The sequence below is a fragment of the Arthrobacter pascens genome, from assembly GCF_017052465.1.
GTDB lineage: Bacteria > Actinomycetota > Actinomycetes > Actinomycetales > Micrococcaceae > Arthrobacter > Arthrobacter pascens.
This window is the reverse complement of sequence record NZ_JAFHKT010000106.1, coordinates 13,875-34,438: the sequence shown is the minus strand read 5'-3', so window position 1 is coordinate 34,438 and position 20,564 is coordinate 13,875. Positions and strand designations below refer to the sequence as shown.

The 20,564-nt window shown below is 66.8% G+C and carries 18 protein-coding genes; 6 read left to right on the top strand and 12 right to left on the bottom strand.

What is annotated here, in order from left to right; translation table 11 throughout:
- Positions 1–23: 23 nt before the first annotated feature.
- The 6 genes from JYA52_RS02900 to JYA52_RS02875 all read right to left on the bottom strand — a co-directional run bounded on the left by JYA52_RS02900 (position 24) and on the right by JYA52_RS02875 (position 5,017).
- The gene (locus tag JYA52_RS02900) at positions 24–407 is read right to left on the bottom strand and encodes an RNA-binding S4 domain-containing protein (RefSeq protein WP_205651647.1); all 384 of its coding nucleotides are present in this window, start codon (positions 405–407) and stop codon (positions 24–26) included.
- Between the two features lie 98 nt (positions 408–505).
- Complete coding sequence (locus tag JYA52_RS02895; RefSeq protein WP_205651646.1) at positions 506–694, bottom strand: DUF2795 domain-containing protein; 189 nt, start codon at positions 692–694, stop codon at positions 506–508.
- Between the two features lie 268 nt (positions 695–962).
- Positions 963–1,622, bottom strand: a complete 660-nt coding sequence (locus JYA52_RS02890) for a GntR family transcriptional regulator (protein WP_205651645.1) — start codon at positions 1,620–1,622, stop codon at positions 963–965.
- 121 nt (positions 1,623–1,743) lie between these two features.
- Positions 1,744–2,751, bottom strand: coding sequence for a transketolase family protein (locus tag JYA52_RS02885; protein WP_205651644.1), 1,008 nt, complete (start codon positions 2,749–2,751; stop codon positions 1,744–1,746).
- Positions 2,748–3,614 (bottom strand): transketolase, encoded by an 867-nt coding sequence (locus JYA52_RS02880; protein WP_240459888.1) that lies wholly within the window; start codon positions 3,612–3,614, stop codon positions 2,748–2,750. The genes JYA52_RS02885 and JYA52_RS02880 overlap by 4 nt, the downstream gene beginning before the upstream one ends.
- 65 nt (positions 3,615–3,679) lie before the next feature.
- Positions 3,680–5,017 (bottom strand): MFS transporter, encoded by a 1,338-nt coding sequence (locus tag JYA52_RS02875; protein ID WP_205651643.1) that lies wholly within the window; start codon positions 5,015–5,017, stop codon positions 3,680–3,682.
- A 191-nt stretch (positions 5,018–5,208) separates the two neighbouring features.
- On the opposite strand from JYA52_RS02875, the gene JYA52_RS02870 reads away from it, so the two are divergent.
- The gene (locus JYA52_RS02870) at positions 5,209–6,033 is read left to right on the top strand and encodes a sugar phosphate isomerase/epimerase family protein (RefSeq protein ID WP_205651642.1); all 825 of its coding nucleotides are present in this window, start codon (positions 5,209–5,211) and stop codon (positions 6,031–6,033) included.
- 96 nt (positions 6,034–6,129) lie between these two features.
- On the top strand, positions 6,130–6,906 hold the full coding sequence (locus JYA52_RS02865; protein ID WP_205651641.1) for an SDR family NAD(P)-dependent oxidoreductase: 777 nt from the start codon (positions 6,130–6,132) through the stop codon (positions 6,904–6,906).
- A gap of 33 nt (positions 6,907–6,939) precedes the next feature.
- Here the strand turns inward: JYA52_RS02865 and JYA52_RS02860 are convergent, their stop codons facing one another.
- From JYA52_RS02860 to JYA52_RS02850, 3 genes are all read right to left on the bottom strand, one after another.
- Positions 6,940–8,049, bottom strand: coding sequence for a sulfite oxidase (locus tag JYA52_RS02860; RefSeq protein ID WP_205651640.1), 1,110 nt, complete (start codon positions 8,047–8,049; stop codon positions 6,940–6,942).
- A gap of 115 nt (positions 8,050–8,164) precedes the next feature.
- Positions 8,165–9,169, bottom strand: coding sequence for an aldo/keto reductase family protein (locus tag JYA52_RS02855; RefSeq protein ID WP_205651639.1), 1,005 nt, complete (start codon positions 9,167–9,169; stop codon positions 8,165–8,167).
- Between the two features lie 70 nt (positions 9,170–9,239).
- A complete protein-coding gene (locus JYA52_RS02850; protein WP_205651638.1) occupies positions 9,240–10,142 on the bottom strand; it encodes a hypothetical protein in 903 nt (300 codons plus the stop codon).
- A 206-nt stretch (positions 10,143–10,348) separates the two neighbouring features.
- Here JYA52_RS02850 and JYA52_RS02845 point away from each other — a divergent pair, with 206 nt between their 5' ends.
- A complete protein-coding gene (locus JYA52_RS02845) occupies positions 10,349–10,756 on the top strand; it encodes a YchJ family protein (protein ID WP_205651637.1) in 408 nt (135 codons plus the stop codon).
- Positions 10,757–10,815: 59 nt separating this feature from the next.
- On the opposite strand, the gene JYA52_RS02840 is transcribed toward JYA52_RS02845, so the two are convergent.
- From JYA52_RS02840 to JYA52_RS02830, 3 genes are all read right to left on the bottom strand, one after another.
- Complete coding sequence (locus tag JYA52_RS02840; protein WP_205651636.1) at positions 10,816–11,646, bottom strand: hypothetical protein; 831 nt, start codon at positions 11,644–11,646, stop codon at positions 10,816–10,818.
- A 178-nt stretch (positions 11,647–11,824) separates the two neighbouring features.
- Complete coding sequence (locus tag JYA52_RS02835) at positions 11,825–13,885, bottom strand: acyl-CoA dehydrogenase family protein (RefSeq protein WP_205651635.1); 2,061 nt, start codon at positions 13,883–13,885, stop codon at positions 11,825–11,827.
- Between the two features lie 62 nt (positions 13,886–13,947).
- Complete coding sequence (locus tag JYA52_RS02830) at positions 13,948–14,250, bottom strand: hypothetical protein (protein ID WP_205651634.1); 303 nt, start codon at positions 14,248–14,250, stop codon at positions 13,948–13,950.
- Positions 14,251–14,553: 303 nt separating this feature from the next.
- Between JYA52_RS02830 and JYA52_RS02825 the strand changes: the two genes are divergently transcribed.
- The 3 genes from JYA52_RS02825 to JYA52_RS02815 are packed head-to-tail and all read left to right on the top strand — an operon-like array spanning position 14,554 to position 20,388.
- Entirely contained in the window at positions 14,554–16,011 is a 1,458-nt protein-coding gene (locus JYA52_RS02825) for a DUF3375 family protein (protein WP_205651633.1), read from the top strand.
- Positions 16,004–16,924 (top strand): DUF4194 domain-containing protein, encoded by a 921-nt coding sequence (locus JYA52_RS02820; protein ID WP_205651632.1) that lies wholly within the window; start codon positions 16,004–16,006, stop codon positions 16,922–16,924. Before JYA52_RS02825 ends, JYA52_RS02820 begins: the two co-directional genes overlap by 8 nt.
- A complete protein-coding gene (locus tag JYA52_RS02815; RefSeq protein ID WP_205651631.1) occupies positions 16,921–20,388 on the top strand; it encodes an ATP-binding protein in 3,468 nt (1,155 codons plus the stop codon). Before JYA52_RS02820 ends, JYA52_RS02815 begins: the two co-directional genes overlap by 4 nt.
- Positions 20,389–20,564 lie beyond the last annotated feature (176 nt).

Below are 20,564 nucleotides of genomic sequence, written 5' to 3'. Positions count from 1 at the left end.
GAGCCGCGCCGGGGCTTCCCGGTTTAGGCGCCGCCGCGCAACCGTTCCATTTCCCGCCGGTCCTTCTTGGTGGGCCGCCCTGTTCCGCGGTCACGCTGCGGCAGGCCGAGCGCCGGGGCGATCGGGCGCGGAGGGGTGTGATCGGTAAAGCAGTGCGAGGCAGCCTCCGCCCCGACGCGCTTGGCAATCAGGCGGCGCACCTCGAGGATGCGCTCGTATCCCGGCTGGCGGACCCGGACAGTGTCGCCGGGCACCAGCGACTGCGACGCCTTGGCCGGGTTTCCGTTGAGCCGGACATGCCCGGCCCGGCAGGCGGCGGTGGCCGCGGAGCGGGTCTTGTAGGCACGGATGGCCCACAGCCACGCATCAATGCGGACGGTTGCCGGGGCTGAAGGAAGGCTGCTCATGACTGCTGCCGAGTATATTCCCTGCCAGCGTCCCCGAGAGCCAGAGGTGTGCGGAAACCCGGACCTGCCGGAGCGGCGGCCCCAGGAGGGCAGGTTGCTCAGGAACCTGAGATGGCGGAGCTGACGGCCGTCGGGCTGTCGTATTCCTTGTCCGGAATGCTTTCCAGCGCAGTGAGGACATTCCCGTCCGCGCCTGACTCCTGGGCATGCGCGATGAGGGCGTCACGCGTGGCGGGGTAACCGATACCGCCAAGAAACTTGTGAACCTCAATCGGGTTCTCGCTCATGTCAGTTCCTTTCCTTGATCAGGGGGAGGGCATGTTCCTGCGGTGTGAGTCAGAGAGGACCAGGCCGAAGGCCTCCACGCGGCGGTCCGTAACCGTGGTGGGCGACTCGCCCAAGTGTGGCGATTCATGCCACCGCCTTCCCGGGGCCGATTAGTCTGAACGGTTGCACTGTCCAGATACCCCGGCGGCCTGGTTTCTAAACGCGCCACCGGCGAGTCGGGGGCGTCCGGCTGGAGACTGCATACGCTTGCTACCCGGCCGGAATGCCCTACGCCACCAGCACGGCCGCGGCGGAGTCCATGTGTTCGCGGATTGTGTTGCGGGCCAGGGTGGCGTCGCCGGTTTCAATGGCGGCCACGATGTCGTGGTGGCGGGCCACGCTCATGTTCCTCACGCCTTTTTCCAGGCCAGCGAACATGATGGACATCCGGATGGACCCCTCCAGCGATTCCCACGAGTGAAGCAGGGTTTCGTTGCCGGTGAGGCGGCACATGGTGCGGTGGAATTCGAGATCTGATTCGATCCGCTCTTCAAGCGTTCCCTTGGTCGCTTCCTCCATGGCGTGGATGGCGGCGCGGAGCGACTCGATGACGTGCTGGCGGTCCGGCAGCTCACACAGGGTGCGGGCCGCCAGGGATTCAAGGGCGGCCCGGACGGAGTAGATGTCGCGGATTTCCTTGGCATCGAGGTGGCGGACGGAGAGGCGGCCGCGGGGGCCTGCGGAAAGCAGGCCTTCCTGCTCAAGCTGGCGAAGGGCTTCGCGGAGGGTTCCGCGGCTGATCTGCAGCATGTCGGAGAGCTCCGTTTCCACCAGGTGGCGGCCGGGTTCCAGGGCGCCGCTGGTGATGGCGGTGCGCAACGCAGCCAGCGCCTGCTCGCGGAGGCTCTTCTTCTGCAGTCCCAGCAGGGACGCTGTTGGCGCGGCCATCGGTGGTTCTCCCCAAATGTTAGTGGTCGACTGTTTACAGTCGCTGTGTTAACAGTAGATGCTACGGCAGAAGCGCGGGTGACGGCAGGTGCCGTCCCCGCGCTTCTTTCGGCGGCGGGTGTCAGCCCAGTTCTGCGAGGACCTTGGCCACGATCCGCTGCACGGACAGGCCGTAGCGTTCGTGCAGGGTGGGCAGGGCTCCGGCGTCGAGGAATTCGTCCGGCAGCGCCACCGGCACCACCCGCTTGCCCAGGCCGGCGGTGACGACGGCGGAGGCGACGGTTTCGAACAGCCCGCCCACCACGCTGTGGTTCTCCAGCGTCACGGCGAGCCTGTCGGTGTTGAGTTCGGCCAGGACGGTGGCGGCGTCGAACGGTTTGATGGTGGGGGCGTGGACGACGGCGACATCGACGTTGTGTGCCGCCAGCGCCTTGGCCGCCTGCAGGGCGCGCATGGTCATGAGCCCGCTGGAGACGAAGACCACGTCGTTGCCTCCGCGCAGCACCTTGGCCTTGCCGAGTTCGAAGGTGTAGCCGTATTCGTCCAGCACCGTGGGAACGTTGCCGCGCAGCAGGCGCAGGTAGGTGGGTCCTTCGCTGGCCGCGAGCTGCGGCACCGCCTGCTCGATGTCCACCGAGTCGCAGGGGTCCACGATGGTCAGGTTGGGCATGCCGCGGAAGATCGCCATGTCCTCGGTGGCCTGGTGGCTGGGGCCGTAGCCTGTGGTCAGTCCGGGCAGCCCGCCGACGATGTTGACGTTCAGGTTCGGTTCGGCGCTGTCCAGGCAGAGGAAGTCGTACGCGCGGCGGGCGGCGAACACGGAATAGGTGGACGCGAACGGCACCAGGCCGGTTTCCGCCAGCCCGGCCGCAGCGCCGATGAGCAGCTGTTCGGCCATGCCCATCTGGAAGAAGCGCTCCGGGAAGGCATTCGCGAAGATGTGCATGTCGGTGTATTTGCCCAGGTCGGCGGTGAGGCCCACGATTTTGTCGTTTTCCTGCGCGGCCTTCACCAACGCGTGTCCGAAGGGGGCCGGGGCCGTCTTCTGGCCGGGATCGGCGAAGGACGCGATCATGGCGGAGGTCTTGAGCTTGGGGGCTGTGCCCTTGACTGCTGTGGTGGCGCTCATCGGGCGGCCTTTCCTTCGTATCCTGCGGTCAGCTGCTCGCGGCAGAGCTGCCATTCGTGTTCTTCAATGCGCATGAAGTGCGCCTTCTCCCGGTCTTCCAGCAGCGGGACTCCCCGGCCGACCTTGGTGTCGCAGAGGATCACGGAGGGGCGTCCGACGGCTGCCGCCTGGGCGGCCGCGTTGTCGAACGCTGCCAGCAGCGCGCCGACGTCGTTGCCGTCCACCCGCTGGGTGTACCAGCCGAAGGCTTCCCACTTTTCGGTGACCGGTTCGGTGCGGAGCACGGTGTCGGTCTTGCCGTCGGCCTGCAGGGCGTTGATGTCCACCATGGCGGTGAGGTTGCCGAGCTGGTGGTGGTGGGCGCCCATGGCGGCCTCCCAGGTGGAGCCTTCGTCCAGTTCCCCGTCGGAGAGGAAGTTGTAGACCCTGGCCTCGGAGCCCTGGTGCCGGAGGCCCAGGGCCATGCCTACGGCGATGGTCAGTCCGTGGCCCAGCGAACCGCCGGAGATTTCCATGCCGGGGGTGTAGGTGGACATGCCGGACATCGGGAGGCGGGAGTCATCCGAGCCGTAGGTCTCGAGTTCCTCGACGGGGACGACGCCCGCTTCGGCCAGGGCCGCGTAGTGGCCGATGGCGTAGTGCCCGGTGGAGAGCAGGAACCGGTCGCGTCCCTCCCACTCCGGGTCCTCGGCCCGGTAGCGGAGCTGGTCGGAGTACACGGCGGCAAGCATGTCCGCCGCACCGAGTGCCTGTCCCACATAGCCCTGGCCCTGGACCTCGCCCATGGTGAGGGCGTGGTGCCGGATCCGGTAGGCGGCGGCCCCTACCCGTTCGAGGCGTTCTGCGGCAGTTTCCTGTGTCATGCGTTCCTTCTTGGGGAGTTCTCGGGTGTGCAGCATCTGCGGGCCTACTTCGTGGACGGCGGTCATCAGACACTCACCGACTGCGGGGTGCTTTTCGTGACTTCATCGGCAAGCTCGCGCTCGCGCTTGCCCCAGGTTTCCCGGGTGACGAGTGCGGCCCAAAGCCCGATGGCGGCATAGAAGCTAAAGAGGAGGGCCGGGCCCATCCAGCCCAGGGAAACGAACAGCAGGGTGGTGATGAAGGGGGTGAATCCGGAGACCATGGCGGAGATCTGGTAGGCCAGTGAGGCTCCGGATGAGCGGGTCTTCGCCTGGAACAGCTCGGGGAACCACGGGCCCTGGGCGCCGGCGAGGGAGTTCTGGCAGACCGCGTAGGAGATGACGATGGTGGCGATGACGAAGATGAACATTCCGGTGTTCACGAGCAGGAACATGGGGATGCCGAACAGCGCGGCGAAGGCGCAGGACCAGACGTAAAGGGGCCGGCGGCCGACCCTGTCGGTCAGGCGTGCCCAGGCCATGGTGGCGAAGATGCCGATGGCCGAGGCGATGCAGAGGGCTACGAGGGTCTGGGTCTTGTCCGCCAGCTGCTGGGTGTGAAGGTAGGAAATCATGTACGTGATGGATACGGCGTACCCGGCAGTCTCCGCTATGCGCAGGCCGATGCCCCGAACAATGCTGCGCCAGTCCGTCTTGATGACCTCGACGATCGGGGACTTGACGATGGAGCCGCTTTCCTTGACCTCGTCGAACACGGGGGATTCGGGGACCTTGGAGCGGATGATCAGGCCGACAACCACCAGCACGATGCTGGCGAGGAAGGGGACGCGCCAGGCGAGCTCGCCGCCCAGGTTCACGCTGACGAGGAAGACCAGGTTTGCCAGGAGCAGGCCAACAGGGAAGCCGGCCTGCACGATGCCGGTGTATTTGCCCTTGGACTTCCAGGGTGCGTGCTCGTAGCTCATCAGGATCGCGCCGCCCCACTCGGCGCCGAAGGCCAGCCCCTGAACGATGCGGACGAAGACCAGCAGCGCCGGAGCCAGCAGCCCCACCTGCTCGTACGTGGGCAGGAGACCGATGAAAAAGGTGGCGATGCCCATGAGGATGAGCGAGGTGACCAGTACGGGCTTGCGGCCTACTTTGTCGCCCAGGTGGCCGCCGATGATGCCGCCGATCGGACGGGCCGCGAAACCGACACCCAGCGTGGCGAAGGCGGCCAACGTTCCGGTGACGGGGTCGCCGGTCGGGAAGAACGCCGTACCGAAGTACAGCGCGGCCGCGGTGCCGAAGCCGATGAAGTCGTAAGTCTCAATGACGGCGCCTACGCCAGAGCCGATGGCGACGCGCTTTGCATCCTTGGTGCCGTGGACGTGGCCCCGCATTTTCAGAGCTTCGTTGCTCATGGTGGTTCCCTTTCGAAGAGCTGCTGAAGAGGCATCAGCGCTGTCGACTGTTAACAAGATGCGTCCCAGTGTGACCCAGGTCATTTCCAATGTCAACAGTCAACTTAGGAGGTTGACTGTTAACAGTCAACCCGTCTACTGTGGGATCCATCACTATTGCCTGCCGGGCACGAACCAGAGGATCAACGACGATGTTCCATTCCCGACTCGGATGCTCATCCATCAGCTTTAGGCACCAGGACCTCCCGACCGCCCTGCGGACCATCGGGAGCCTAGGCTTCGAGGAGATCGACCTGGGTGCCCTTCCCGGCGTCTGCGACCACGTTCCCTATCAGCTGGACGAGGACGCGGTCACAGCAGTGGCCAAGCACGTGACCGAATCCGGGCTGCGGGTCCGTTCGGTCAATGGGGACATTGGGGATCTGAACGCAGTGCTCGACGGCGGCCGGCAGGCTGCGCGGGACCGTCACCTTGATGCCCTGCTCACCCTGACGGCCAAGTCCGGAGCCAAGGCCCTGGTCCTTCCCTGCGGTGCGCTGAGCCACGATCCGGTCCGGAGCCTCCAGGAGGACCTGGACGAAATAGCAGTCCAGCTGATCCGGGCCGGCCAGCGGGCGGCGGAGTTCGGCGTCGAACTCTGGACTGAATCGCTGCACTTCCTGCGGTTCTGCTGGAACCTGGAGCGGGCAGAACTGCTGGCACAGCGGCTGGCCGGTTCCGGCGTCGGGATCGTGATGGACTTCAGCCACATCGTCGCCGCCGGCGAGGATCCCCTGGAGTACCTCCGGCGCCACGAGGGCCGGATAGCCCATGTGCACCTGCGCGATGCCGTGCCGGGGAACATCAACCTCAGTATCGGCAACGGCCAGGCTGATTTCGCCGCTGGGCTGCGCTCGCTGGCTGAACAGGGCTACGCCGGCCACTTCAGCCTGGAACTCGAAACCCGCGACGTGACCCACGAGGAACGTCCGGCGGCCGCTGCCAAGGCAGCCAGCTTCATCACCGACCTCATCTGAACGTCGACTGCTCCCTAACTGCCGTTATGAGCCCTCAAAACGGCAGTAACGGAGCAATCGATCCACGACACGACACCAAAAACCCAAGGAGCCATCATGACCACCACCATCCAGCGCACCGCCGTCCTCACCGGGGCAACCTCCGAGCGGGGCATCGGCATCACCACAGCCCGCCGCTACGCCAGCCAGGGCTGGGGAGTGGTGATTTTGGACCTCGACGGCGAGAAGTCCGCGAAGGTCGCCGCCGAAATCGGCAACGAATTCAACGTCCCGGCGTTCGGCTACGAGATCGACGTCGCCAACGAAGACTCCGTCAACGCCGCCCACAAGGCAGTGGCGGCCGAAGTCGGTGCCGGCACCCTTCCCCCGGTGGGCGCCCTCGCCAACATCGCCGGAATCACCTCGCCCGTTCCGTTCCTGGAAACCACGCTGGACCTTTGGAACAAGGTCATGGCCGTGAACTCCACCGGCACGTACCTTGTCACCAAGGCCTTCCTGCCGGGCATGATCGACAACGGCTGGGGCCGGATCGTGAACATGTCCTCCGTCTCCGCCCAGCGCGGCGGCGGCGTCTTCGGCAAAGTCCCCTACTCCGCGGCCAAGGCCGCCATCCTCGGCTTCACCAAGGCCCTCGCCCGCGAACTCGGCGACGCCGGCGTGACAGTCAACGCCATCACCCCCGGCGCCGTGGACACCAACATCCGCGTCGGCAGCACCGAGGAGCAGGAGGCTGCCATCAACGCCGGCATCCCCCTGGGCCGCAACGCCACCACCGAAGAAGTCGCAGCTGTCATCACCTTCCTGTCCTCCGAGGAATCCGCCTACCTGACCGGCACCACGATCGACATCAACGGCGGAAGCCACATGCACTGACAGGACACGCAGCGCCTAGTCGACGGTGACGGCCTATTCGACGGTGACCCGGACGCACTGGGCCACGTTGTTGCCCATGCCCTGGTAGTTCCAATGCTGTTCGAGCGGCTGGATGGCGCCCGTGGCATCCCTTGCGCGGCATACCAGCTCGTGGTCGCCCGGGTCTGCCACCCAGGGCAGGCTCCAGCCGCGCCACGCAAAGGGGCCGGCCGGTTTATCCAGCTGTGCGGGTGCCCAGTGGCCGTCAATGCCGACCTCAACGCCCGTCACTGGGCCCTCGCCGGACCAGGCGCGGCCGCGCAGCAGCACCGGGCCCCGCGGCAAGTGCCGCCGGCGCGTGAAGAAGTCCGGGATGCCCGGCGGAACCATCAGGGAACGGACCCTGATCCGCGTCACCGGAGTGCCGGCGTCCTCCGCGGTGTGCTGGTAGCGGTACGCGACCGACTGCTGGAAGCCCTGGAACGGCGAAGCCACCACCTGGATGGACTGCAGCCACTTGACGCTGGCCATGCCGTACCAGCCGGGAACCACCAGCCGCAGCGGGTAGCCGTGCTGCGGGGGCAGGTCCGCGCCGTTCATCTTGTAGGCCAGCACTACGTCGGCGCGCAGGGCCTCCGCGATGGGCAGGCTGCGTGCGTAGTGGTGGCGGACGCCGCCCTGGATTCCTTCATCCAGACCGGTGAACACTACCTCGGTGGCCTCCGGATCAATCCCCGCCTGTCCCAGCAGGTAGGCCAGCGGAACACCCGTCCACACGGCCGTGCCCACCCCTTCGAGGGTCCAGGGCTGGCTCAGCGGCCTCGGCCTCAGGAGCGATCGGCCGTTGCCGGCACATTCGAGCGTGACCGGCACGCTGATCGCCGGATCCCTCTTCAGGGCGGCAAGCCCCAGTTCCATGGCCCGCTCCACCGCACCGCCGATCCGCACGTGCCACGCCGCCGTATCCACGTGCGGGATGTCGAAGTGCGTCAGGACATAGTGCAGTCCGGGCGGGGTGACATCCTCACGGAGCACCTCCAGCGGCATCGAGTGGTTCCGAACAGCGAGTTGCAACTCCTGGCTGGTCAGCGGACCGTAGGTGGGTTCCTCCGGATGTGGCGCGGGCCGGACGGACTTGCGGCGCCTGTAGATCACCTTGGACATGGCATTTGCGATTCTGCTCGGTTCTGCGGGCGGGCGGATCCCCTTTTGACAGGTTTACGCCGAGCCCGCAAAGTCGTCAATGCATTTTCTGCCCGCCTGTTCTTACGCCTCGCGTCTACGCCTCGCGCGTTGCCGGGGACTTGGTCTGGGCAGGGTCACGCTCGGCGAGGGAGCCCACCGCGCCGTCGATCCTCTTCATGATCTCCGGCTCGAGTGTGACTCCGGACGCCGCCGCAGCGTCGGCGATCTGCTCCGGACGCGAGGCCCCGACAATGGCCGACGCCACGTTGGGGTTTTGCAGCACCCATGCCACGGCGAGCTGCGGCATGGTCAGGCCGGCTTCCTCGGCGACCGGCCGCAGTTCCTGCACGGCGGCCAGCACGTCGTCGCGCATCCAGCGCTGGATCATCCTGGCGCCGCCCTTGTCATCGGTCGCACGGCTGCCTTCCGGCAGCGGCTGGCCGGGCAGGTACTTGCCGCTCAGCACCCCCTGCGCCATGGGGGACCACACGATCTGGGAGACACCCAGCTCCTCCGACGCCGGGACCACCTCTTCTTCGATAACGCGCCACAGCATCGAGTACTGGGGCTGGTTGGAGATCAGCTGGAATCCCAGGTCCTTCGCCAGCGCGTGCCCGTTCCGCAGCTGCTCCGCAGTCCATTCGCTGACACCGATGTACAGCGCCTTGCCCTGCCGCACGATGTCCGCGAACGCCTGCATGGTCTCTTCCAGCGGCGTTTCATAGTCGTAGCGGTGCGCCTGGTACAGGTCCACATAGTCCGTCTGCAGCCTGCTGAGCGAGCCGTCGATGGATTCCAAGATGTGTTTGCGGGACAGTCCGACGTCGTTCTTGCCCTTGGGGCCCGTGGGGCCGAAGACCTTCGTGAAGATCTCGATCGACTGGCGCCGTTCGCCCTTCAGCGCTTCACCCAGGAGCGTCTCGGCGGCCGTGTTGGCGTAGACATCGGCGGTGTCGAAGGTGCTGATGCCGGCATCAAGCGCTGCCCGCACGCACTGGGTGGCGACGTCGTTCTCCACTTGGGAGCCGTGTGTCAGCCAGTTGCCAAACGTGATTTCCGAAATCTTGAAGCCGCTGTTTCCGAGGTATCTGAAGTCCATGGGTTTCACGCTAGCGGAGATGGTTGCTCAGGGTAAGGGATGCCCGGGCAGGATCTGCAGAGTCTTCCGCTTAGGACCGGACGCGGTTTTCCGTGTGCTGCGCGAGCGAGACCATGGACCCTGTGTCCAGAACGGCCATATGGCCGGCGCTGCCGGGCTTCTTGGCCGGGCGCGGCGGCTGGGCAGATGTGGCGAGCGATGACTGGACCGCCTGGACCGGCTGGACCGGCTGTGGACTCCCGGCTCCCTTGGCCGTGCCAGCTCCGGGGGCGCGCGACGGCCGGGGCGGAACCTTCGTGAGGGGGCCGCGTTCGCCGCCGTGCAGCGCTGATTCCACGAGCGGTGCCACCTTCACCACTTCTCCGACGTCGGTGATGGGGGAGTCCGGGACCGGGATTTCGAGCACCGGATGAGTCGCCCGTGCCCGGGCCACGGCCCGTGCATCCGCAGCGGCAACCGCCTCCGCCCAATCCTTTGCCAGCACAGGCGGCACCGGGCGTGCCGCTGTCAGCAGCGGGTGATGGTCGACGGCGGCGCGGAGCGCCCTTTGCATGCCGGCGCGGGTCATCAGTGTCTTCCAGTCCACAGGAGGACGCGGCGCCCGTACCGGGCGCGGGGCGCGGGGTTCCTTCGCTGGTCGTTCCTTCGCCGTCTTCGCGGGCAGCGGTTTCGCCGCTTTCGTGGGGCGCGACTTGGCAGCGCGGTCCTGGCCGGGAGGTGCTGTGCCGGGGCGGGCTGCTGCCGACGGGGCAGCCTCCTGCTGGGGGCCGACCGACAGCCGCACAACTTCGACGGTGTCGTTCTTGGGGAACCAGCCGAACAGGGCCATCACGATCAGCACGAGCAGGCGGCCCACGCCGGCGATGACCAGCATCGCGATGAAGGCAATGGACAGCCCCAGCGACATGAGAAAGGCCACGAACACCGTGCCGAAAAAGGTCAGGTTCAGTGCAACCGTTGTCGGATCTTCCACGTCACCCTCCTACCAACTCGCCGCTGCCGCATTCCGCGGCATTGCCTACGTGCAACAGCCCTTACCACCTTACGGACTATTTACTGCCGACGTGCCCGCATGGCAAGGCCCGGCGGGTGTCGTTTCGAACCTGTTACCGGACGGGCCGGCCGACTAGGGCATATAGTCGGAAACAGCAATTTACCTCCACAATTTCAGGGAATTCCGTGAGCCAGTCCCAGACCTATTCCGGCAACTGTCCGTGCCTCTCGGGCGAGCAGTACGCAGACTGCTGCGGCCGCTTCCACAGCGGAGCCGCGGACGCCGCGACGGCTGAACAGCTCATGCGGTCCCGGTACAGCGCCTTCGTCCTCCTGGATGCAGGCTACCTGCTGAAAACGTGGCACCCGGACACCAGGCCCTCCGAGCTGGACCTTGATCCCGGGCTCGAGTGGCGGCGGCTGGACATCGTGTCCACGAGCCGCGGCGGCCCCTTGGACAACCAGGGGACCGTGGAGTTCAGGGCACACTTCAGGCAGGACGGCGAGCGGGGCGTCCATCACGAAACCAGCCGTTTCCTCAGGGTGGACCGCCGCTGGTACTACCTTGACGCCGTCGTCCTTCACCAGGCGTAGCGGGGCCCGCCGCGGCCCTGGAAGGCGCGGCGCGCGGGACACCGCCCCGGCGGCGGCTCCTAGCGCTCCTCGTAGTCGGCCGTCGGCGTGAACCCAGCGCGGTCCACCTTGCGGTGGAACCGCATGCCCGCCATGCCGCCGACGACGGCGCCCACCAGGGCCACCGCCGCGACCACGACGGCGGCGATGATGCTGGTGGTGGTCAGCTGGCCTTCGTTCACGGGAATCCGGGGGAAACTGTTCAGCTGGGCCAGGATATTGAACCGTTCACCGGCGATCATCCCCAGGACAGCGATGATAATGGCGGCGATGAGCGCCCAGATCCACACCATCATGCCCTGCTTGGCGCCGTTAAACCGGGCCATGCGCCCGGCCACGTAGCCGCCGCTGTAATACGAAACGAAGAGGATCACGAGCAGCACGATGATGCCCACAAGGCCCACCGTCTCGTTCGACGCCGCCTGGCCGATGGCGGCGTTGACGTCGGGATTGGTGGCGAGGCCCACGGCCGTTCCGGCTGCCGCCACGAGGGCAGTCAGCAATACGGCCATGCCTGTGGCGGCCAGCCAGCCGAAGAACGCCGAGCCTACTTTGACCCCGCCGAAGGCCTCCTTCTCACGGGCGATAGCCGTCTCCCTTGAGGCGAGGTTGGGGTCGGAGTGCTGCCGCGCGTCGTCGTCCTCCGGGGTCGGAGCATACTCCCGCTCGGCGTAGGGGGCCTGAGTGGTCATGGCCCTGGTGCTTGTGTCAGTGTCCCGTGCGCCGGCGTCCATGTTCCGCGTATCCCCTTCACGCGACTGGGTGGCGTCGTAGACCGGAGTGTCGTCGGGCCTGCGCCCGGACTGGGTATGCCGGGGGCGTCTGTCCTCGGAACCGATTGGGCTGCTCATCGAACGTCTCACTTTCATTGAACGGACCAGGCTCAGGGTCTAAGCCGGGCATCGCAATGCCGAGGCCAAGGCGCTGGCCTCACTTCTAGCTAACTCCGTTCAATCCCCCGTAGCAAGAATGCTTACTATTTAGGTTTTCGTGCCGCTCTCCCCGCGGCCGGCCCTACTCCTTCGCTGGTCAGCGGTATTTCCGGTGCAGGTCTTCCTTGACGGACGCTTGGGGCGAGGCGTCGGCAATCCATGGCCCGGTGCCTTCGGACTGGTCCAGCACGCCGGCCTCAAGCCACACGTAATCCCCGGCGAGGACCTTGCGCGAAAGGTCGCGGTCGCCGTCGTCGGTGTTCCGCCACAACTGGTCAAAGTATTCGTCCACCCGGACGCGGGCCTGCTCGCAATAGGCTTCGGCGAGCTCGAACGCCGTGGCGCCCCGCTCGGGAGCCGTGCGAAGCAGCATCTCCGCCCGGGAGCAGCACGCGGCCATGGCGAAGAGCTCGGCGCCGATGTCCACGATCCGTCCCAGGAAGGCCTGCTTGTGCTCGAGCCCTGCCTGCCAGCGCCCCATGCCGTAGAACGTCTGGCGGGCCAGCCGCCGTGAGGACCGTTCCACGAAGCGCAGCTGCTTGGCGAGCCGGCCGAACTCGCCGTAGGACCGGGGGTCCATGCCGGCGCCCGCCACCAGTTTGGGCAGCCACTTCGCATAGAAGCCGGAGGCCCCGACGGCGGCCCTCGCTTTGTCCGACAGACTGGCGTCCGCGGACGCGAGGGCCCCGGCGGCGGCCAAATGGGCGTCCACGGCCTCGCGGGCGATCAGCAGCTTCATGATCTCCGATGACCCCTCGAAGATCCTGTTGATGCGCAGGTCACGCAGTTGCTGCTCCGCGGGCACGGCCCGCTCGCCGCGGGCCTCCAGCGAATCGGCGGTTTCGAAACCCCGGCCGCCGCGGATCTGCACCAGCTCGTCGGCTATCCGGTAGCTGATTTCCGTGGACCACAGCTTGGCGAGGGCGGCCTCGATGCGGATGTCCTTCTGCCCGGCGTCGGCCATCTCGGCGGACAGTTCAAAGACAGCATCCAGGGCGAACGCCGTGGCGGCAATGAAGGCGATCTTCTTGCCCACGGCCTCATGTTTGCCCACCGGCCGCCCCCACTGGGTTCGCGCGTTGGACCATTCGCGGGCGATCTTCAAACTCCAGCGCCCCGTGGCGACGCACAGGGCCGGAAGGGACAGCCGTCCGGTATTGAGCGTGGTGAGCGCGATCTTCAGGCCCTGGCCCTCGCGGCCCAGCCTGTTGGCCGCCGGAACCCTGACCTGGTGGAAGCGGGTGACGCCGTTTTCGATGCCGCGCAGGCCCATGAAGGCATTCCTGTTTTCCACGGTGATGCCCGGCGAGTCCATCTCGACCACAAAGGCGGTGATGCCGCCCTTGTGGACGGTGCCGTCGGAACCGGTGTGCCGCGGCACCACGGCCATCACCACCACAAGCTCGGCGATCACGCCGTTGGTGGTCCAGAGTTTCACGCCGTCCAGAATGTACGCCTCGCCGTCGTCCGTGGGGACAGCGGTGCTGCCCATCCGGGCGGGGTCACTGCCGACGTCGGGTTCGGTGAGGAGGAAGGCGGTAATGGCGCCGGCGGCACAGCGCGGCAGGTACTCCCGTTTCTGTTCAGCAGTGCCAAACACCTTCACCGGCTCGGGCACGCCGATGGACTGGTGGGCGGAGAGCAGCGCGCCCAGGCTGGGGTGCACCGAGCCCAGCAGTCCCAGCGCCCGGCCGTAGTACACCAGCGACAGCCCCAGTCCGCCGTACTCCTGCGGGATTTTCATGCCGAACACGCCGAGGTCAGCCAGCGCCTTGAGGTACTCGTCCGGTATTTTGGCGTCGCGCTCAATCACCCGGCCGGACATGGTCCGGCACAGCGCCGTGAGTTGCTCCATGAAGGCCTCGCCGCGCTCCACGTCATCGGCTTTGGCTGCCGGCCACGGATGGATGAGGCTGAGGTCGAAGCTGCCAAGGTACAGGCCTTTGGCGAAGCTCGGCTGCTCCCACGCGGTTTCGCGGGCCGCCTCGGCGACGGCCCTGGCATCCTCGGCGGATGCGCCGGCTCCGATTTTCTCGGCCGCTATCGGGGTTTCGGACTCCAGGCTGTCGATGGGCGGGACTGCGCCGGCCTGCGGCAGGTCGCCCTGACTTTCCGTTGCTGAACTGTCAGTGGCGGGACTCTCAGTGGCGGAGCTCACGGGGCATCTCCTCTAACCGGTGACCGGCTCAAGCCCTGGGTCCGCCGTGGGTGGGGGACCCTTCAGCTGTCCCTCAATGCTACCCGCGGGTAAGTACCCGTGCTAGGGGAGGGCTGTCCTGCAAAATCACCCGGTAGCTCGACCGTTGACGCGTGGTGGACCAGCCGATCCCACAGGTGGTTGAGGCCGTGCACCAGGCCCAGCAGCGTGCCCGCGACGACCAGCCACGCCAGCCGTCCGACGCCCACCAGGACGAGGGCGGCCATCGCCGCCACCGCCACGAACAGAACCAGTGCCAAGGCAAAAACCAGCGTTCCGATGAACACCAGGGTGGCGTTCTCCACTGCACTTAGGTCAAACTGCATGCTTCCCCCTGCGCCGTTGCTGCGGTTGGATCAGTAGCACGAGCCTAGGGTGCGGAGCCGGGTCCATCCACAGCTTTTCAGCGGGTCGGGCCGGTTGATACGGGATCGAAATCATACTGCTCCGTAGGTCACGGCCGTGTCTCAATAACCACACCAGTCACACAGGTTCCGTTGTCCGGCAGGCAACCCTTGGGCAACGCGGAGCCGGCGCCGCCGGAAAGAGGGCGCTGCGTTAACCTTGTACTTGGCAGTTTTCGGGTTTCCCGCTGCCCAAACCATTCCCGTCGCAACTAAGGAGAGTGTGTGCCCCGGTCCGCCGCGTCCTCCGCTGACGCCATCAGCGCACGGCTTCGGGACCTCGAGCTCCTGACCAAGGGGCCCGCCTGGGCGCTCACGCGCTCCGCCCCCTGGGTGATTGCGGTGCTGCAGGCGTCCTTCACCCGCACCCGGCCGCAGCTTCCGCTTGAAGAGTTCCATGCCGACGTCGACTCTTTCCTTGAACAGCTCCGCCGCCAGGAGCCGGGGCTGGGGGGTTCGGCCAACGGAAAGTCCTTTGGCGATGAATGGACGCGCAAGCAGTTCCTGACGCGACGGAACCAGTCCGGCCAGATCGTCTACGAAGTCACCGAACCGGCCGCCCGCGTGCTGGCGTTCCTGGACAGTCTTTCCAGCGAACGCTCCACGCTGAACGGTTCCCGGCTTGGCACGCTGCTGGGCGACGTCGAGAAACTCGCCAACGAAACCAACCCGGACCAGAGCGCACGGCTGGAGTCGTTGGAAGAGGAGATCGAGGAGCGCCAACAGCTCATCCACGACATCAGTTCCGGGGACTTTGACGGACTGCTCGATGACGATGAAGCCGTGGAAGCCGCCGGGAACATCCTGGACCTCGCGGCCAGCCTTCCGGCCGACTACAAGAAGATGCGTGACCGCATTGAAGAGCTTGTGGGTGAGCTGCGCAACCAGATCATCGAGGAATCGCTGACCAAGGGCGCCACCATGGCCCAGGTGCTGGAAGCGGACAAACGGCTGCGGCAAAGCCCGGAGGGCAGGACCTTCCGTTCCTTCACGGCCTTCCTCGAAGACCCGCAGCAGCAGCTTCGCTTCCGCTCGGCGATCGGCGAGGTGCTCAGCCGGCAGTTCGCGGACGACCTTTCAGCGGAGGACCGCGAAACGCTGAAGAACCTCGTGGCCGAGCTCCGCCAGCAGCACAGCGAGATCCAGCGCATCTACGGCAAGCTCAGCGAGAGCCTGAACACCTACGTCCAGAGCGATGACTTCCGCCAGTCCGTCCGGCTCCGCAAGGTGCTGCGCGAGGCCGAACAGGCCATCCGGTCCCTGCCGTACGAACGGGAGCGGCCAGGCCTTGTCCCCGGCCCGGAGCTCTTCAACGCAGGCTTCGAATCCCTGGCCATGGTAAAGCTGTTCGATCCCGACGAATTCGCGGCCCCGCCGAAGCTTGCGGACCCGATCGCGTTCAGCGACTCCGACCGCGTGCGCTCGCCGCGCACCGGCAAGGCACGCCCGGAGGCCATCCGCGCAGCCATGGCGGGTGCCGCTTCCCTTACCGAAGCCTGGGAGCAGCTGCCTCCCGGGGAACGGCACATCAACTCCATCCGCGCACTGCTGTCCCATGCCCTCCACGACGGCGCCGGCTTCGACCGGGCAGCCTGGGACGCCGTCGAGTTTGAACAGATTGACGGCACCACACGCAAGGCCTACCTGCCGGTGGTCACCCTCACGAAGGATTCCGATGACTGAAAAAACCCCGCTGGTCGAGCCTGCCCCCGTGGTCGAGCCCGCCCCCGTGGTCGAGCCTGTCGAGACCCCGCTGGAACAGCCAGTCGAAACCCGGACGGACCCCTTTTCAGTCCGCCCGCGGGACACCTTCGTCGACGGCGCGGCACTGTTCCCCGGCGACACCGGCGTGCTCGCCATGAGGGTGCGCCAGGCGCTCGTGAAGCTGCTGAAAGGCCCATACGTCGACGGCGGCCGCGACGAAAAGCTGTGGACCACACTGCTGGACAACCAGATCATCCTCCGCAGCAGGCTCTCCGAACTGTTCCTCACCCTGGAGCTGGACCACGAGCGCAAGATCGCCGTCCTGCGGCCTGTCGACCCCGAGGCCATCGGCGGCAGCACCCGCTCCAGCATCCTGCGCCAGCAGCGTGCCCTCAGCCGGGTGGAAACCATCGTGCTGCTCCGCCTCCGGCTGCTCCTGGACCGCCACGTCACCGCCCAGACCGACCCCACGATCACGCGTGAAGAAATCGCCGAACTCGTGGCGCACTACCAGCCGGCGGGCCAGCAGGACGCCCTCCGCGACTCGGACGTCGTTAACCGGGCGATCACCAAGCTCCTCGCGCGCCAACTCCTGCTCACCACCGGCCTGGACGACGTCTACACGATCTCCAACGCCCTCCCGCTGGCCCTCCCGTTCGAAAACATCGGCGACATCCCGGCCCAGATCGAAGCCCTGATGGCGGCGACAGCAGACCCGACGGGCACCGAAGCACTGATAGAGCTCGACGGCGACAGTTCCGCGGAGGAGGACGACGACGCCGAAGGTGACGTTCCCAACGACGCAGCATCGGCTGCGGAGTCAAAGGTGACCACAGCTGAAGCACCTCGGGTCTCGACAGGCTTGACCAGCGAGATGGAGGAAGCCAAGTGAGCATCGCAACCATGCTGCCGATGGGCGAACTCACCAACCCGGGCCAGATGCGCCTGGCCATGGTGCAGGTGGTCAACTGGGGCACGTTCCACGGCGCCCACACGATGCACGTGGACCGCAACGGCACGCTGCTGACCGGCAACTCGGGGGTCGGCAAGTCGACGCTGTTCGATGCCATGCTGCGGGTATTTGATGCCCGTCCGCGCTCCAACGAAGCCGCTGCCCAGCGCTCCGGCGGGTCGGTGGAGGACAAGAGGACCACGTTCACGTACATGCGCGGCAAGGTCGGCGACAAGGCCGTGGGCGAGGGCTCTGCCAGTGCCTTCCAGCGCCCCGGTGCCACGTGGTCCGCCGTCGCCCTGACGTTCGACAACGCGGCGGGCACCAAAGTGACGGTGTCCGCGCTGTTCGACCTGCCGAAGAACGGCACGGAGTCCAGCGTCGGGCGGTACTACCTGATCGACAACGAGCCCCTGGACCTTGCCGCGATCGAGGGCATCGCCGAGAAGCGTTTCACCAAGGCAGCCCTTGAAGGCATCTTCCCGGACGCGCAGGTCTTCGATGTCCACAAGGCCTTCGCCGAGCGGTTCCGCCGCCTGCTGGGCATCAACTCGGACCAGGCATTGCCGCTGCTCCGCGTGATCCAGGCCGGCAAGGGCCTGGGCGGCAGCGTCAACACGTTCTTCCGGGACCAGGTGCTGGATGCGCCGGCGACGCTGGCCGCTGCGGACGGCGTCGTGGAGGAATTCAGCAACCTGATGTCCATCCGGCAGCGCCTTGAGGACGTGCGGCAGCAACGCGACCAGCTGGCCCCGGTGCCGGAGCTGAACCGCGACTATGCACAGTCCCTGCTGGACGCGAACCGGCTCCGGGAGCTCGCCGGCGAGGAGTTCGAGGCCTACCGGCAGCGGCTCGCCGTCACGATCCACGAGAAGACCCTCGCCCGGTTCAAGGCGCTGGCGCAGGCCAAGGCCAAGGAACTCGGCGCCGAGCGGGCTGTCCGTGACGGCCTTGCCAAGGAACTGCGCCAGCTCGAGGCTGAGTACAACAACCAGGGCGGCAACGCCATCTCCTCCATCGAGCAGTCGCTGGAGAACGCCCGGGTCGGCCTCAAACTCCGCCAGCAGGTGGAGGAGGCGGCCCGCCAGTCGCTCGCCGACGCCGGCCTGGAGCTGGACTGGACGGCCGAGGGATGGGAGCAGGCGCACGAGCAGGCCGCCGCGCGCGCCGCGGAACTCAGGGACGATTCGGAGGCGTTGAAGGAGCTCCGCTTCGAGGCCTTTGACGGGCACGCGACCAAGAAGCGTGAACTCGCCGCGGCCGAACAGGAGCTCGTCTCCCTGAAGACGCGCAAGTCGCTGCTGCCGCCGTCGAGCATTGAGAACCGCGCTGCCATCGCGGCCGCCACAGGCGTCCCCGAGGAACTCATGCCGTTCGGGGGCGAGCTCATTGACCTTGCCGAGGGGGAGGAACAGTGGCGGCCCGCCGCGGAGCGGGCGCTGCGCAACCTTGCCACCACGCTGCTGGTCCCGGGCGAGCACTTCGCCGCCGTCACGCGCTATTTGAACGACCACTCCGTCCGCGGTGCCCTCCGCGCCGTGGATGTCTCGAAGCCGCTCGCCGGCGGGGCGCTGGCTGTGGAGGACGTGTCCGACGGCGATCTGCTGACCAAGCTGGATATCCTCACCACCGGGAACAACGGCGGCTCCGCGCAGGCAGGCGAATGGATCCGTGAACGCATCGCCCTGGACTTCGCCTACCCGTGTGTGGAAAATCCGGACGACCTTGCCACGCTCGACAAGGGCCTGAGCCTGGGCGGCGTGGTCAAGCGCAACAGGCACACCGTGGAGAAGGACGACCGCTTCGCCGGCCGCCAGGACTACATCCTCGGCTTCGACAACGCCTCCAAGACGGAACTCGTCGCGGCACAGGTGGCCGACCTGCAGCAGGAGCTGGCCAAGGCGGCCGAGCTCGCCCAGAGCAGGGAGGAATCCCACCAGGGCATGTCCCGGCAGCTCGAGGCGCTGCGCCGGGTGGCCGAGGACCACCGCCCCTGGGAGCAGGTCTCCGCGGTGGTCGCCGCGGACGAACTTGCCCGGATTGAGCAGCGCCTCAAGGGCGCCCTTGCGGCGCAGGCGGACCTCGAACCTCTGCGTGCCAACGTCGAGGCGGCCCGCCAGAAGCACCAGTCCAGCACCGAAGCGGCCGCCGTGCTGCAGAGCGAGTACAAGGCGCTGGATCACCAGCTCACCGCTGCCGATTCGCTGCTGGAAGCGGCGCGGACCCGCCTGAACCAGGCGCCGCCGTCGGACTCCGCTGCCGCCGCGCTGGAGCCGTACTTCGAGGGCTTCGGCGACGTGACGGAAATGCATGAGCTGGACAACCTGGCCGCCCGGGTCAAAACCCGGCTGCTGGGGGAACTGCACGCCGCGGAATCCCGCGGCCAGGCGACGTCCGAGCGGCTTACCCGGATCTTCGAGGGTTTCGTGCGCGAATGGGGCACGGCGATCTCGGCCGACCACGGCACCTCGATCGGCGCCGCCAGTGAGTTCGAGGCCCGCTACCACGCGATTGTCAGCGACGGACTGCCCGCGCAGGAGGCCGAGTTCCGGCAGTTCTTCAACCAGCGCACGCACGAATCGTTCAGCACGCTGCTGCACCTGCTGGACGAGGAACGCCGCTCCATCACGAGCCGCATCCTGCCGCTCAACGGCATTCTTTCCGAGGTCAATTTCCATGAAGGCAGCTTCCTGGAACTGGACATCAAGCAGACTCTCCCGGCCACCGCCAAGCAGTTCAAGGACGCCATCCAGAACGCGCTGAAGACCCGGCATTCGCGCCACGGCAAGTCCGCCCCCGGAGCGGAAACCGACGACGACGCCGAGCTCACCAACCGCTACAAGTCCTTGGAAACGCTCGTGAAGCGGCTGGGTTCGCAGGCGCCGGAGGACCGGCGCTGGCGGGCGGAGGTGCTCGATGTGCGCGGCCACCTGTTCATCCAGTGCAAGGAGCACCGCGAAGTGGATGTGCCGGCCGGAAGGTCGGGCGGCGGCAAGCGGACCGACGTGTTCATGCACGCCGACACCGGCTCCATGTCCGGCGGTGAGCGGCAGCGCTTCACGGCATTCATCATGGCGGCGGCGCTGAGCTACCAGCTGGGCATCGCGGAACAGGGCTTCACCACCTACGGCACCGTGATGATGGACGAAGCGTTCGTCCTGGCGTCCGAGGAATTCGCCGGCGCAGGCATCAAGGCGCTGCACGAATTCGGCTTCCAGCTGCTCCTGGCCGCCCCGGAGAACGTGATCGACCTGTCCCGGCACCTCGGCTCCGTGACGGAGATCCTGCGGGACAAGCGCACCAACCGCTCGGGCGTTTTGACCGCCCCCGTGATTGGGGCCAGGCCCGGATCCGGAGGCCAATGGAGGTCCGAGGCCAACCCCGTGGACATCGTGCTGCGCTGAGCCGAGGTTGGCTTCGGCTCCACACCCCCGTGACCTTGCCGGCGCCTTTATAACAAATCGATGGATTTATTGACGGTTCCCTAGTGGGAGCCCACTTTTGCGTGCGAATCTGTGGGCACCAAACTTCGCCACAGCTCCTCCAGGGTCATCAACACTCCCACGCGGCGGGCCAGAGC

Coding starts and splice junctions, on each gene's coding strand:
- JYA52_RS02900 (WP_205651647.1), bottom strand. CDS start 407: ATGAGCAGCCTTCCTTCAGCCCCGGCAACCGTCCGCATTGATGCGTGG.
- JYA52_RS02895 (WP_205651646.1), bottom strand. CDS start 694: ATGAGCGAGAACCCGATTGAGGTTCACAAGTTTCTTGGCGGTATCGGT.
- JYA52_RS02890 (WP_205651645.1), bottom strand. CDS start 1,622: ATGGCCGCGCCAACAGCGTCCCTGCTGGGACTGCAGAAGAAGAGCCTC.
- JYA52_RS02885 (WP_205651644.1), bottom strand. CDS start 2,751: ATGAGCGCCACCACAGCAGTCAAGGGCACAGCCCCCAAGCTCAAGACC.
- JYA52_RS02880 (WP_240459888.1), bottom strand. CDS start 3,614: ATGACACAGGAAACTGCCGCAGAACGCCTCGAACGGGTAGGGGCCGCC.
- JYA52_RS02875 (WP_205651643.1), bottom strand. CDS start 5,017: ATGAGCAACGAAGCTCTGAAAATGCGGGGCCACGTCCACGGCACCAAG.
- JYA52_RS02870 (WP_205651642.1), top strand. CDS start 5,209: ATGTTCCATTCCCGACTCGGATGCTCATCCATCAGCTTTAGGCACCAG.
- JYA52_RS02865 (WP_205651641.1), top strand. CDS start 6,130: ATGACCACCACCATCCAGCGCACCGCCGTCCTCACCGGGGCAACCTCC.
- JYA52_RS02860 (WP_205651640.1), bottom strand. CDS start 8,049: ATGTCCAAGGTGATCTACAGGCGCCGCAAGTCCGTCCGGCCCGCGCCA.
- JYA52_RS02855 (WP_205651639.1), bottom strand. CDS start 9,169: ATGGACTTCAGATACCTCGGAAACAGCGGCTTCAAGATTTCGGAAATC.
- JYA52_RS02840 (WP_205651636.1), bottom strand. CDS start 11,646: ATGAGCAGCCCAATCGGTTCCGAGGACAGACGCCCCCGGCATACCCAG.
- JYA52_RS02830 (WP_205651634.1), bottom strand. CDS start 14,250: ATGCAGTTTGACCTAAGTGCAGTGGAGAACGCCACCCTGGTGTTCATC.
- JYA52_RS02820 (WP_205651632.1), top strand. CDS start 16,004: ATGACTGAAAAAACCCCGCTGGTCGAGCCTGCCCCCGTGGTCGAGCCC.